The organism is Bacillus swezeyi (assembly GCF_001969815.1).
GTDB classification, from domain to species: domain Bacteria; phylum Bacillota; class Bacilli; order Bacillales; family Bacillaceae; genus Bacillus; species Bacillus swezeyi.
In genome coordinates, this window is record NZ_MRBK01000001.1 from 249677 (window position 1) to 264011 (window position 14335).

At 45.6% G+C, this 14335-nt stretch carries 12 protein-coding genes; 7 read left to right on the top strand and 5 right to left on the bottom strand.

Features of this window, described 5'->3' with window-relative positions; all coding sequences use genetic code 11:
• Positions 1–25 precede the first annotated feature (25 nt).
• Together BTA30_RS01140 and BTA30_RS01145 are read left to right on the top strand one after the other, a co-directional pair.
• Positions 26–3877: a non-ribosomal peptide synthetase gene (locus tag BTA30_RS01140; protein ID WP_076758210.1), complete on the top strand. Its 3852-nt coding sequence runs from the start codon at positions 26–28 to the stop codon at positions 3875–3877.
• Positions 3878–4618: a thioesterase II family protein gene (locus tag BTA30_RS01145; RefSeq protein WP_076758212.1), complete on the top strand. Its 741-nt coding sequence runs from the start codon at positions 3878–3880 to the stop codon at positions 4616–4618. It abuts the gene before it with no gap.
• A 47-nt stretch (positions 4619–4665) separates the two neighbouring features.
• Here the strand turns inward: BTA30_RS01145 and BTA30_RS01150 are convergent, their stop codons facing one another.
• Positions 4666–5577, bottom strand: a complete 912-nt coding sequence (locus BTA30_RS01150; RefSeq protein WP_076758213.1) for a DMT family transporter — start codon at positions 5575–5577, stop codon at positions 4666–4668.
• Positions 5578–5713: 136 nt separating this feature from the next.
• On the opposite strand from BTA30_RS01150, the gene BTA30_RS01155 reads away from it, so the two are divergent.
• A complete protein-coding gene (locus BTA30_RS01155; protein WP_076758364.1) occupies positions 5714–7063 on the top strand; it encodes an aminotransferase-like domain-containing protein in 1350 nt (449 codons plus the stop codon).
• Positions 7064–7108: 45 nt separating this feature from the next.
• Here BTA30_RS01155 and BTA30_RS01160 read toward each other — a convergent pair whose 3' ends face one another.
• Positions 7109–7780 carry a 4'-phosphopantetheinyl transferase family protein gene (locus BTA30_RS01160; protein WP_076758215.1) on the bottom strand — a complete coding sequence of 224 codons (672 nt, stop codon included), beginning with the start codon at positions 7778–7780 and terminating at the stop codon, positions 7109–7111.
• A 137-nt stretch (positions 7781–7917) separates the two neighbouring features.
• On the opposite strand from BTA30_RS01160, the gene BTA30_RS01165 reads away from it, so the two are divergent.
• Positions 7918–8703, top strand: a complete 786-nt coding sequence (locus tag BTA30_RS01165) for an alpha/beta hydrolase (protein ID WP_076758217.1) — start codon at positions 7918–7920, stop codon at positions 8701–8703.
• A 39-nt stretch (positions 8704–8742) separates the two neighbouring features.
• Complete coding sequence (locus tag BTA30_RS01170) at positions 8743–9606, top strand: AraC family transcriptional regulator (protein ID WP_076758219.1); 864 nt, start codon at positions 8743–8745, stop codon at positions 9604–9606.
• 29 nt (positions 9607–9635) lie between these two features.
• Here BTA30_RS01170 and BTA30_RS01175 read toward each other — a convergent pair whose 3' ends face one another.
• Positions 9636–10298, bottom strand: a complete 663-nt coding sequence (locus BTA30_RS01175) for a YczE/YyaS/YitT family protein (RefSeq protein WP_076758220.1) — start codon at positions 10296–10298, stop codon at positions 9636–9638.
• A 193-nt stretch (positions 10299–10491) separates the two neighbouring features.
• Positions 10492–11610: a Gfo/Idh/MocA family protein gene (locus BTA30_RS01180; RefSeq protein ID WP_076758222.1), complete on the bottom strand. Its 1119-nt coding sequence runs from the start codon at positions 11608–11610 to the stop codon at positions 10492–10494.
• A gap of 128 nt (positions 11611–11738) precedes the next feature.
• Between BTA30_RS01180 and BTA30_RS01185 the strand changes: the two genes are divergently transcribed.
• Entirely contained in the window at positions 11739–12593 is an 855-nt protein-coding gene (locus BTA30_RS01185; protein WP_076758224.1) for a LysR family transcriptional regulator, read from the top strand.
• A 65-nt stretch (positions 12594–12658) separates the two neighbouring features.
• Here the strand turns inward: BTA30_RS01185 and BTA30_RS23145 are convergent, their stop codons facing one another.
• Positions 12659–12805: a hypothetical protein gene (locus tag BTA30_RS23145; RefSeq protein WP_158027593.1), complete on the bottom strand. Its 147-nt coding sequence runs from the start codon at positions 12803–12805 to the stop codon at positions 12659–12661.
• 636 nt (positions 12806–13441) lie between these two features.
• Between BTA30_RS23145 and BTA30_RS01200 the strand changes: the two genes are divergently transcribed.
• Complete coding sequence (locus tag BTA30_RS01200; RefSeq protein WP_076758231.1) at positions 13442–14119, top strand: MBL fold metallo-hydrolase; 678 nt, start codon at positions 13442–13444, stop codon at positions 14117–14119.
• Positions 14120–14335: the final 216 nt, after the last annotated feature.

The window sequence follows — 14335 nt, forward strand, 5'->3', positions numbered from 1 at the left end:
GAATCCATGAAAGGGGGAAGCGATCATGAGCCAGTTTAAAAAAGAGCATGTGCAGGACATTTATTATTTATCACCGATGCAGGAAGGGATGTTGTTCCATACACTGCTGCACCCCGGACAAAGCTTTTATATTGAACAGATCAGCATGCAAGTGAAAGGCTCCTTCCAAAAAGATATTTTGGAAAAAAGCATGAATGTCATCATCGACAGATATGACATTTTTCGAACCGTATTCGTTCATGAAAAAATGAAAAGACCGGTTCAGGTCGTTTTAAAAGAAAGATCTTTTCAAGTAGAGGAAATCGACTTATCCGGCTTTTCTGAAAAAGAGCAGCATAAAAGAATTGAAGATTATAAACAGAAAGACAAAGAAAAAGGGTTTCATCTTTCGAAAGACATTCCGATGAGGACCGCTATTTTTAAAAAAGGACCGGATCATTATGAATGGGTATGGAGCTACCACCATATTCTGCTTGACGGATGGTGCTTCGGCGTTGTCGTGCAGGAGCTGTTCAAGGTGTACAATGCCCTTCGCAAAAACGAGCCTTACAGCTTGAATTCCGTCAAACGATACAAAGAATATATTAAATGGCTTGAAAATCAGGATAAACAAAAATCGCTGGCCTATTGGGAAACCTATTTAGACGGTTTTGAGGGACAGGCGACGTTCAGCGACCAGCGGAAAAAAACAAAGCAAACCGGCAATCAGCCTGAAGAACTTCTGTTTTCTCTGCCGAAAGAGGAAACCGAAGCTTTTACACAGCTTACAAAGGCGCACAATACGACATTAAGCACTGCTCTGCAAGCGGTATGGTCCGTACTTTTAAGCCGCTATCAGCGGTCCCGCGACTTGATTTTCGGCACGGTTGTCTCAGGACGACCCGCGGAAATTAAAGATGTGGAGGACATGGTCGGCTTGTTTATCAATGTCGTCCCGAAACGGGTCACATTTGGCGCGCAGACGACTTTTACAGAGCTGATGGCCGACTTGCAGAAACAGTCGCTCGAATCTGAGCCGCATCAATATGTGCCGCTTTATGATATCCAAAGTCATACGGCAGCGCCGGCTTTAATCGACCATATCATCGTTTTTGAAAATTATCCGCTCCAAGAAGCCAACAAACAGCAGGAAGAAGAGAATCTAGGCTTTGCAATGGGAGATGTCAGTGTTTTTGAAAAATCGAATTACGATCTGAATCTGCTTGCATCGCCGGGTGAGGAAATGCTGCTGAAGCTGGCTTACAATCGGAATGTCTATGATTCGTCATTCGCCGCCCGCCTGAAAGAACAGCTTTTGGCGGCAATCGGACAGATCGTCAAAAACCCGGATCAGCCGCTGGATGATATATGTGTGATTCCTGAAAAGGAAAAAGAGCGTCTCGTTTCTGAATTTCATTTTCAGCCGGGTGGAGAAAAAACAGCTTTAACGATTCCGCAATGGTTTGAACGGTATGCTGAATCAATCCCTGAAAAGCCCGCGGTGTCGGCAGCCGGCCGCACGCTTACATATGCCGAGCTGAATGAAAAGGCAAATAAACTCGCTCATATGCTGCGCAAAAAAGGTGTCAGCGCCGATCGAGCCGTCGCCCTCTTTTTCCGGCGTTCACCAGAAATGGTCATCGCGATACTTGCAGTGTTAAAAGCTGGCGGAGCTTATTTGCCGATTGATCCGGAGTATCCGGAAGAGCGCATCCAATACATGCTTGAAGACAGCGGAGCGGTATGCCTCCTGACTCAGGAAGAGCTTTCCGGCCAGGCGGCATCGCTCTCCTTCAAAAAGGAAACGATTTTAATCGAATGTCCCGCCGTTTCCGAGGAAAGCGGAGAGAATCTCCGTATTGCCCGACATTCGGATGACCTCGCTTACATCATGTACACATCAGGTACAACGGGAAAACCGAAGGGCAATCTGACGACGCACGCCAATATCGCGAGGGTCGTCAAAGAGACGAATTATATAGATCTCACTGAGCGGGACACGGTGCTGTCTCTCTCAAACTATGCGTTTGACGGTTTTACATTTGATCTATACGGCGCCCTTTTGAACGGAGGAAAACTGGTGATTGCCGATCAGGCGACAATTCTCCATATCGGAAAGCTGACAGAAACGATTCAGAAAGAAAACATCAGCGTTATGTTTGTGACGACGGCCCTGTTTAACCTGCTTGTCGACGCAGGAACGGATTGGATGAAAGGCATTCGCAAAGTGCTGTTCGGCGGCGAGCGTTCATCTGTGAACCATGTCAAAAAGGCGTTCGCTGCGATGGGGCCTGACAGGATCATCCATGTATACGGTCCGACGGAAACAACCGTTTTTGCGACTTTTTATCCGGTCGACAGTGTAAGTGACGATGCCGTTTCCATCCCAATCGGCAAGCCGTTGAATGAAACCGCGGCTTACATTCTGACGGAAAATCGCCAGCTCCAGCCGCTCGGAGCGGTCGGTGAACTGTGTATAAGCGGTGCGGGAATATCACGCGGCTACTTGAACAGGCCTGATCTGACTGCTGAAAAATTTGTCCCTCACCCGTTTAACAGTGGGGAAAACATGTATCGGACAGGCGATCTTGCCCGGTGGCTGCCGGACGGCAACATTGATTTTATCGGGCGGATCGATGATCAGGTGAAAATCCGCGGACATCGGATCGAGCTCGGCGAAATTGAAGAACAGCTTCTCCGCTGTGAAGGCGTCAAGGAAGCGGTTGTCCTTGCTAAGCGAAGTGAGAGCGGAGACTCGGTCTTGACCGCATATGTCGTTTCCATGGCTGGAGCTGAGGTCACAGACGAGGCGCTTCACAGCCGGCTTGCTCGGAAACTCCCGGCCTATATGGTGCCGTCAGCATATACCATGCTTGAAGAACTGCCGCTGACAGCAAACGGAAAAGTCAATCGGCGGCTTCTTCCGGAAGCGGCGCATAAAGCCGGTGGAGAAGAATGCAGAGAGCCGCGCAATGAGACGGAAGCCAAGCTTGCGGCGATTTGGTCGGAAGTGCTGGGAAGGCCGCAGATCGGTATGGATGAGAACTTTTTTGAAATCGGCGGCCACTCATTGAAAGCAATGGCTGTCACTTCCCGGATTTTGAAGGGCCTCGATATTGATGTTCCTGTGAACGTATTGTTTGCAACGCCGACGATCGCGGACATTGCCGCTTTCATCGAAAGCGGAGGGCAAACAGGCGAAGCCGAAAGAACCGTCTTCAATCAGGAAAGCCGCCGGCAAGTGTTTGCATTCCCGCCTGTCCTCGGGTATGGCATCATGTACGGCAAACTTGCCGAACAATTGCCGGAATACAAGCTTCACGCTTTTGATTTTATTGAAAGTGCTGATCGTGCTGAGCGCTTCGCGGAAACCATCAGTCATCTTCAGCCTGACGGCCCGCTGACCTTGCTGGGGTATTCAGCCGGATGCGGGCTTGCCTTTGAGGTGGCACAGGAGCTTGAAAAGAACGGACGAAACGTTGAAAAATTGATCATGATCGATTCATATATGAAAAACAATATCAGCGATTTGCAAGGGCGTACAGTCGAAGACGACGTGGCTGTGCTGATGGAAGCCAATAAGGACAATGAGTATCTGCAAATCAAGGCGGTTGCGGAAGGCATCGCCAAAAAGATGGGTGCGTATTATTCGTATTTTGTGAACTTGATTCACCAGGGAAGGGTCGGCGCCGATATTCACTTTATTCAGTCGGAACACACGAACCCGCTTCCGGCATGGCTTTCTTCCTGGAAAGAAGGGACGCGGGCTTCTTATCATGAATATCAAGGTTGCGGAAAGCATGATGAAATGCTTGCTGAAGGTTTTGCCGGCCGCAACGCAGAGCTCATCAAAAGCATTTTGGGAGAGCGTGCTGCTGTAAACGGAGGTGCAAGATAGATGAATGATGTAATCAAACATTTCGGATCTGCTTCCAGTGACATTCAATTGATTTGCTTTCCGTTTGCAGGCGGCTATTCGGCATCATTCCGTCCGCTTCATGAACATTTGAAAAGGGATTTCGAGATGCTGGCGATCGAACCGCCGGGGCACGGGACAAATCGAATGGAGCCTGTCGATGATTTGGAAAAGCTCGCCGACATGTATTTAACGGCGCTTCGGCCGAAGCTCTCCCGTCCATTTGTGCTGTTTGGCTACAGCATGGGAGGAATGGTCGTATACAGACTGGCGCAAAAGCTTGAAAAGGAAGGCATTTATCCGAAAGCTGTCATCATTTCAGCGATTCAGCCGCCTTGTATCAAGCGGAAAAAAGTTTCTCATTATGATGATGATGCTTTTCTCGACCATCTCATCCAGCTGGGCGGAATGCCCGAGGAACTGGTGAAGAACAAGGAAATCATGAACTTTTTCCTGCCTTCATTCAGAGCCGACTACAGGGCGCTGGAGACGTTCAGCCATACTGACCATGCCTTGCTCAGCTCGCCGGTCCATATTTTAAATGGAAACAAGGATGAGAAATGTATGAAGGATGCATTCGGCTGGAACAAATGGGTGAAAGATATTGATTTTCATTATTTTAAGGGCGGCCATATGTTTCTGCTTTCAGAAACGGAGCAGGTTGCCGCGCGCATCAGATCAATCGTCGCGGCGATCGGCAAGCGATCTGTTAAAACCATTTAAAAGAAGCGGAAAATCGGTGTATAACATTAGCCGATCTTCCGCTTTTTTCAGCTATTTGCGTATTTCTTTTTTGATTGAATGGCAGTGGCGCCGATAATGCCGGTGATAATCATCACGCTTCCGAGGAAATGAAACCATTCAAGCGTTTCCCCAAGCCATAATATTCCCGCTAAAATCGTCACCAATGTAGCTAAATGATTAAACATACTGATTTTCGCAGCTTCGATTTTTGATAAAGCATAGTTTGATAAAAAGGATGTCGCCAACGATGATAAAACACCCAAATACAGGATGGCCAGCAAAAACACCGGGTCTGTATAAGGTGTAAAGAAGCCGGCGAGCGTACCGTTTGCCATATGCTCCACTCCGGCGATTCCGTTGAAAAAGAGAAAGCCGGCGCAGATGGTCACATATGTGATCTCAAGAGAACTGAAGGTGCGCGTCATCTTTCTGGCCAGTACATTGTAGCCTGCAGATGAAAGGGCCGAAAGCAAAATAAGCGCGGCTCCTCTCAAATCGGAGCCTCCGGCATCAGCGTTTTTCATAAAGAAAATGCAGGCCACCCCCGCTGCCGACAAGACAGTGAAAAAGAACTGGCGTTTCGTAAATCGTTCCTTCAAAACATAAGAAGCTAATATCATCGTGAAAATCGGAATCGCCGCTTGAATGATGCCTGCTTCCGAAGAAGACGTATAGACGAGCCCGAACACTTGAAAAGCAAAAAACATGACAGGATAAAATAACGCCAAAGGCAGGATCACCAGCACGTCTTTAAATCTGAGCCTGATGTTGACCCAGCCGAATAACAGGGGAAAAAGCGCGGCCAAAAAAGCTATGGTAAAGCGGTGGGCCAGGATATCAACCGGTCCCGCCGTGGTGAGCGCCAATTTTATAAAGAAAAAAGAAAATCCGATGATAAAAGCGTATAATAAAGCTGCAAGATAAGCAGATTTGTTCATGGCTGACAACTCCGTCGCGTATGCATGCAATACTGTATATTTGCCGGCTTCTGTCATCTTATCTGGAAGCGAAGTTTGGCACAATACAAAAAATACTGATCTGTACCGATACAGAGTTCAGACAAGGGAGAATAACATGCAAAAATACGTCGAGCTGATGAATGAATTGGAGGCTCTCATCGAAGGGAAATCCTATCAAGAAGGGGACAGGCTGCCGTCCATCCGCACGCTTGCCGCGCAGTTTTGTGTAAGCAAAAGCACGGCAATTCGGGCATTAAGCGAACTTGAGAAGCGGCATCTCATTTATTCAGTGCCTAAAAGCGGCTACTACGTCGTGAAAAAAACAAATAAACAACTGAGCCGCCGGCAGACTGTGATTGATTTCGCCGCTTCAGCACCTGATCCGGATGTTTTTCCATACATTGATTTTCAGCATTGCATCAATAAAGCCATTGATACATATAAAAATGATTTGTTTATTTATGGAACGCCCAAAGGGCTCCCGTCATTAATAGAAGTGATCCAAAAAGAGCTTGCAAATACTCAAGTGTTCACAAATCAGGACAATATTTTCATCACGTCAGGCGTCCAGCAGGCTTTGGCATTGCTTGCCTCGATGCCTTTTCCGAACGGGAAGCGGAAAATTTTAATTGAACAGCCAAGCTACCATTTATTGATCAAGTATCTCGAAGTCCACGGTCTTCCGGCAATCGGCATTGAACGAACGGCGCAAGGCATCGATATTCAGCAATTGGAGCGCATCTTTCAAACAGAAGACATCAAATTCTTCTACACGATGCCGAGGTTTCACAATCCGCTCGGGACCTCCTATACGGAACAAGAAAAAAAGAGCATCGTCAGGCTGGCGGAAAAGTACGATGTGTTTATCGCCGAGGATGACTATCTCGGCGATCTAGAGGGGAATAAAAAGGCGGACCCGTTATTCGCTTATGATGTTTCTTCACGTGTGATTTATTTGAAAAGTTTTTCGAAAGTGATTTTTCCGGGGTTGCGCGTCGGAGCAGCGGTACTGCCTGATTCGTTGGCAAAGGTGTTCAATCAGTATAAACAGCTGCTCGACATCGACAGTTCAATGCTGTCGCAGGCCGCTTTAGAAATTTATTTAAAAAGCGGGATGTTTGAAAAGCATAAGCAAAAAATCCGTTCATCATATGAAAAAAGATCAAGCCTCTTGAATGCTTTATTACAAGAGGTTTCTATGGCGGCGGGGCATGCGGCGGAATTCCGGCCTGCTGAACAGCCGTGCATCCATGCTCATCTGGTATTGGACCGTAAGCTTTCGGCTTCCCGCCTGATCAAAAGCATGAAAAAGCGCAATATCCTGCTGGAGCCTATTGTTCCTCATTATTTGTCATCCTTTGAAAAAAGAAATCTATTAAAAATCAATACATCCAATGTAAAGGAAGAAGATATTCGGCGCGGCATCGAACAATTAAAACAAGTAATTGAAACAGCTTTCTACTAAAAGCCCGGCGGTGAGCATGCAGTCCATGATGCAGATTCGCCGCCATTACAGTTCATCATAGCTTTTCATGACAATCCCGTTTGAAAAATCATCGGCAGCAGTACAAACCGCCATTTTATAACCGGGATCGATATCATATGTTTTGATATAGCAGGGAGGATAGTCCGGCGGCGTTTCAATAGAGGCGCGGCCCTGTTCTCCGAGTTTGACGGAGAATGAATCAAGCGGCAGTGACAGGCCTTTTCCCGCCTGTTTAATAAAGCTTTCTTTCATCGTCCATAAATGATAGAAATAAGATAGGCGTTCCGCTTCTTTTTTCTCCATCAAGTCGCGATGCTCAGAAGGTGAGAAAAACCGCTCCGCAATAGCAAAATTGATCGGTTTGATTTTCTCGACATCCACCCCGATCGGCGTGCTGCCGGCCCCGCAGACGATCCATTTTCCCGAGTGGGAAATGTTGAAATGAAAGTCGGGCAGGCCTGCGACAGACGGTTTTCCGTACCGTCCCTCCGTGAATGTGATCTGTTCATTCGGCAAATCGAATGTTTCTTTGATGATATGCCTGATCAGGACTTCCCCGATCAGTGTCCGGTTTGCATCCTCCGGAAATTTGTATCTGTTGACTTTTTTTCGTTTCTCTTCAGACACCATGTCCATCATCCGTTGAAATTGATCGGACCCGGGCAGCTGATCCATATAAACAGCGTAAATCTTCATCAAATGCAACCTCTTTACATGATATTTTTTTCTTATTTTGATTTTAGCAAACAGACAGCCGGAAAGATACATTGGTGTTGTACAGGTCTGTATTTCCCCATAATATGAATGTATGTGAAATGATTGGAGCGAAATATATGTTAAGCGGAACATTGATAAAAGATACGTTTTCCGGGAGGGAGCTTTTAATCTATCTGCCTCCTTCATATCAGACTGGGGCTAAGCGTTATCCCGTCCTGTACGTTCATGATCGGGGAGATCTGTTTGATCCGGCCTACAGCGGCAGTTTGTCAGCTATCGAAAAGCTGTGTTCGAATCACGAGCTGCCTGAATTGCTGTTCGTAGGAGTGGCTGCAGAGAACAGGGAAAGCGAATACACTCCCTTTTCTGAGCCGCATTTAATAAAGCCTGGTCAAACGTACGGCGGAAAAGGCGCTTTGTATGCTGCGTTTTTGGCGCATGAGCTAAAGGCTTATATTGACCGAAGCTACCGGACGGATCCAAGACGTGAAAGCACCGGAATGATTGGGAAGTCGTTCGGCGGACTGATCTCAATCTACACCGCGTACCTCGCTTCAGAAACCTTTGGGAAAATCGGCTCTTTGTCAGGGTCTTTCTGGTTTTCGGGAATGATCGAATTTATGCGCTTTCAAACCTTTGAAAATGCAAATCTGCGCATCTATATGGATGTCGGGAGCACGGAAGGAACAGACCGAAGCAATCTTCAGAAGGAGATGATACCGAGGACGAAGGAGGCCTTCCGCATTTTAACCGAAAGCATGATGTCCCGGGAAGATCTGAAATTTGTCATTGATGAAGGCGGAGCCCATCGGCTTGAGCGGTTTGCGAAACGTTTTCCGGAAGCGGTCAAATGGCTGTTTGGCCCCTGTCACAACAACGCACAGAATGACAGGAGCTTTTAAAACAGAGATGCTATTGTAGAAAGCGAGAGGAGAAGAATAATGGAAATCCTGAATCGTTTGGCTGAAAGCATTGACTATATTGAGAAGCATCTCGATCAGCATTTGCGGCATGAGGATATCGCCAAGATTGCCTACTGTTCAAAATTTCACTTTCAGCGGATGTTCTACATGCTGACAGGCGTCACCCTCGCCGACTACATCCGCAAGCGCAGGCTGACGGTTGCGGCCCAGGAACTGGCTGCATCAGACGTTAAAGTCATTGACGTTGCCCTCAAGTATGGCTACAACACACCCGAATCATTTTCCAAGGCATTCAGCAGGCTTCACGGAATGAGCCCTTCGCAGGCGCGTGAAGAAGGCGGGACGCTCAAGGCTTTTCCGCGTCTTTCCTTTCAAATCAGGATCAAAGGAGTGGAGGACATGAAATACAAAGTTATTGAGAAAGAATCGTTTCAGATAATCGGCAAAGCGTTGGAAGTCACTGTGAAGGATGGTCAAAACCAAACGGCGATTCCGGCTTTTTGGGACGAATTAAATCAAAACGGGTTCACTGATTCTTTGCAGCCGTACGCCGGACCGCTTGGCTTTCTTGGCGTATGTATGGATTTTAACGATCAAGCCGACACTTTCAACTATTGCATCGGCATCGAAAAAACGACCGCTGACCTCCCGGAAGGCTGTATCGTAAAAGAGATTCCCGCCGCGACTTGGGCTGTATTTGAAGCTGTCGGTCCTGTTGATCAGGCTGTGCACCAAACGTGGGATCGGATTTTCTCAGAATGGTTTCCGGCAACAGGCTATGAACTTGCCAATGCTCCTCAACTTGAAGCATATCCGGAAGACGGGGATGTTATGGCAAAGGATCATGTCACTCAGATTTGGATACCGATTGTGAAGAAATAATGGCAGGAGAAAAACGTATGACATGCATGTCATACGTTTTTCTTCAACGACATATGTACAGGCTCAGCAGCTTTCCGCCGCCGTCCGGCTACTGTTAGGACAAGCAGCTGTTTGGACTGCGGCAAAGAAAAACGCAAAATCAGACCTGTCATGATGGCGGTCAAAACAGTGCCGATGCCGATCGGTCCTCCGAGCAGCCAGCCGATGAATAAAATCGTCAGCTCCATTCCGTTGCGGACCCACTGAACATTCCAGCCCGTTTTTTCTGATATCAAAAGCATCAGGGAGTCGCGGGGACCCGCGCCCAGATCTGCCGATACATAAATGCCGACCCCGTACCCGATAAAAATGACGCCCAGAAAGAATACGACAGAGGCAGAAAAGAGCGTCTTCGGATCTGGAAGAATATAATTAAAGAAATCTATAAAAATACCGATCAGCAACATGTTTAACACGGCGCCGATTTTCGGCCATGCCTTTGTAAACAATGATGTTAAGCCTACGATGACGGCTCCGACAATGATCGCCCATTGGCCGACCGAAAGCCCCAGCAGCATAAACAGGCCATAATGGAACGCATCCCAGGGACCTATGCCGAGCGCTTTTCCTTCAATCGTAAGAGAAACCCCAAAAGACAAAACAAGCAATCCGACAAAATAAAAAAACCAGCGCAGAACGAGTTCACGCTTCAATGGATTTCCCCTCTTTCCAAAAAAACAATCGATTGTCATTGTAGCATAATCTGCTTCTCAGCAGAATAGGAATTCTTCCCTTAATGCCGGTGGTACAAGCATTTCAGCTGCTAAACGCCTTGCCCGGGGCGGAGTTGACTTAAATCCAATAATATCCTGCATAGGTATAAGGGACAGCACTCGAGGTCTGTCCCTACTTGTCTAATACAATCTTTCTCCCCGTCTCAGCAGACTTGCGTACTGCATCCAACAGCTCATGCAATTTTACGGCGTCATGAAAGTCGGGAATGTCCCGTGTGTTTTCCGACATATCTTTCGCTAACACATGATACGCTTTTTCAACATATCCTGCCGGATGCATGTCTTTTTCTGAGGAGCGTTTGATGACTTTCCAGCAGATATCCTCTGTTCCTTTCAAAAAAGAAGCGGTGTCGGGATATGTCAGTTTTTCGATGATGAGATTGCCGAATTGCACATGTCCCAGAGACCTCCGCTGTGACAGCCGAAAAGCGCCTTTTTCCCCTTGGATTTCTAAAAGAAATGCCGGATAAACCCCGCCTTGAATATGAATAGAGGCTGATGCCCCGTTCGTCAGCGTTCCGTTTATTAAAATTTGGTCGGCGGTGTTTTTAGGAATGGTTTCGCCTGTTTCCTGAACGACGGCTGCCGGGTAATTGCTGTTCATCACAGCAGACAGGTCATGAAAGCCGCCCAGGATATAGCAAAGCGCGTCAAGAGAATGTCCGCCGTTGATGGCCAGCAGGTCTGCGCCATTTTCTTTTTCGAAAAGATAGCTGTTTTTCCGGTCGGTTATTCCGCCTTTTCCTTGAGTGGCCACTTTCATTGTGCAGGACAGCACTTTCCCGATTTCGCCATTTTCCACCGCCTGCTTCAAGCAATTGATTTCCGGAGATTGTCTCGCCTGCAGTCCTACGGCATGGTGGATCTTCGCCTGTGCTGCTAAATTTGCCAGCTCTTTGGCTTGAGTTGTGTTTAAGCACAGCGGCCATTCGCAATAAATATGTTTATGCTCCGCTATGGCTGCAATTAAAGCTTCATAATGGAAAGGAACCTTGACACTGACGACGACTAGATCGACATCTTTTGATTTCGTCAATGACCTGTAATCTGTAAATGCGAGCGGCGCATTTATGACAGCGGCGCTCTTTTTCGCTGTTTCCATTTTGGACGTTCCGATCGCCGTTATTTGAAAATGTGGACTTTCTTGAAGGACTGGAATATGAGTGCGGCTCGCCCACTGATTATTCATAGAGCCTCCGATGATGCCCGTTTTGATGATGTGATGTTCCATCAATGATCCCCCCCGGTGCCGATTAAGTGGCAATTCAATTCAATCCAAGTATAATGAAAAATGATCATCATGAAAAATGTTAATAAGTGATGCTTATATCAAAATTTTTGATGAGGAGGCGAAAATAGATGGATATCGAAAACATGAAGGCATTCGTTGCTGCCGCAGAACTGCAAAGTATTTCGGCTGCCGCCGCAAAGCTGAATCATCTCCAATCCAATATGACGGCTAAAATCAAAAAAATGGAAGCTCATTATGAGCAGGAGCTGTTTATCAGAAGCTCTAAAGGGGTCCAGTTAACAAAAGAAGGTAAAGTACTCTATGATCAGTTTAAAAAAATGCTGCTGATATGGGAAGAAACCGAAAATAAGATGAAAAAGTATGATGAAAAACTCCGGATAGGTGCCATGATGTCTGTCGGCGGAGCACAGCTTGCCGGCTCTCTAAGCCGGCTTTATCAAATGTATCCGGACTTGTCGGTGACATTGAAAACAGGGTCGACGGAGTACATCGAGGAGCAGCTTCTGCTTGGACATATTGATTTGGCCTTCACGATCGGATCATTGGATAACAAGAACATCCATTACGAAAAATCCGGGATTGAAGAGATGCTCATTATAGGGGGCGGCATCGAAGAAAACACGGGATTAGAAGCCTATTTAGAGGGTAAAAATCTGCTTATGCTTTCAGATAAATGTTTGTATCTCTCCATCCTGCAAGATCTTTTTGCAGAAAAAAAGATCAACCAAGGCGAAATCATCGAGGTCGGCGATATGCAGACGCTCGTTCAGCTGGCTTCCATCGGTATGGGCATTTCCCTTGTTTCCAAACGGATTGCAAAACGCTTCAACATCAATCAATTTTTAGAGGTGCCACCGTCTTATCGATATGTCAATATGTATATGATCACCCGGGTTCATCACCAGCTGACCCCGATAGAAAAGCAGTTCGCAGAGCTGAGCCATACGCTGATGGATCATTGAATAGTATTTTGGGAAAATGTTCATTTATGTTAAATGTTGTGATACCATCATTGAAAAAGGGTGATTTAGCTGCTGATCATTTTAAGGTTCATCAGTCTGTATGTATTGGCCGCCGTCATATTGATGTTTGTATCGGAATTTGCGCCTTTTTTGGCGATGCCCCTTTGGATCGCTTCCATCATCGCTCTTGCCGTTTGTCTGTATCTTGTCATAAAGATTGAAATAAAAGCCTTAAAAAAGGGAAATAAAAAGCATTAATTCCGCTTCTTTTTATGGAGAGCATGAACTGAAAAGAAATAGACTTAAGCCATCCCGGCGACAAACAATAAAAATTCATCCTGCGGAATCCAAGGTATTCATTCAGATAATAGACATGAGTCAAAGCGCTTCTTAACAAGATGTTAAGAAGGTTTTTTATTGAATTAGCCGGTACATCCCCAACAATAAGCCACCTGAACCATCCGAATTTACAGGTACTGGACTCCCTTCAATACTATTCTCTTGTACTCGGTAAGTGAGGGCGTGGTTACTTTATTCAGAGGTTTCAACTTTTTCTTTTTTCTTACTTGGACTATTTTTTGTTGTTATTTCTTCTTGTCTCTCAGTCGCATCATATGAGAAGGAATATTTCCCTTGATAAGTATCTAAACTTGAAACGAATTGAATAGGAAATGAGATTTTGTTTTTTCTTGGACAAGTTCCGAAGAGAATAACTTTTTTATTGGAATGACCGAAAAATGGAAAAACAATATGCCGTTTGGTAAAGTGGAAATGAACAGGCAGCGGTTTAAGCAGGTCGATAACCGTCTTTTTAGAATTGAACTTCATTTTTGATAGGAATGGTGAAAATGGATCTTACTTATGAGGTACACACAATCAAAACATTTCATCGCGGATGGACGAACTATTGTTACATAATTGTAGATATTGTAAGCAGATCTGCAATAGTTGTTGACCCTTCGTGGGAACTTAGTAAAATAACAAATAAACTTTCTGAATTAGAAGTTGATTTGTCAGCAATTCTATTAACGCACTCTCATTATGATCATGTAAATCTGGTAGAGCCGCTATCGAAATTGTTTAATCCCCATGTTTATATGTCAAAAAAAGAAATTGATTTTTATCAATTCAGATGCAGAAATTTAATCGCGCTAAATGATCGGCAAACCATCAGCATAGGTATCACGAAAGCGCTGTGCTTGCTTACACCGGGCCATACAGCCGGCGGGATGTGTTATCTTTTTTCTGATAGTATATTCACCGGAGATACCGTTTTTACAGAAGGATGCGGGATATGTGAGGATCATGGCAGTTCAGCGGAAGATATGTTTGAAAGTATTCAAAGGGTCAAATCGGAAGTTCCGTCTGAAGTGCGGGTTTACCCGGGCCACTCATTTGGTAAAACACCGGGTCACACGATGGATGAACTTTTAAAACATAATATTTATTTTCAAATTGATAAAAAAGAACATTTTGTGAAATTTCGCAATAGAAAAAATCAGAAGGGTATTTTTGATTTTAAATAATTCCTTCTTCTATCTTCTTAGAAATGATTCTAATAGACTATTTTTCTTCTGGAAACGAAAGATGAGTCTGTGGGAAAATGATGACAAAGAATTACTTAATTTTATAGCAATGGTTTTATGCATGAGGTGAAACGTATTGTTGACATCTTTTGTTACAAATGCTCAGGTAGGCCGATATTCTTATGTTTTGTTACATTTTCTGATTCGTTAAGCCCG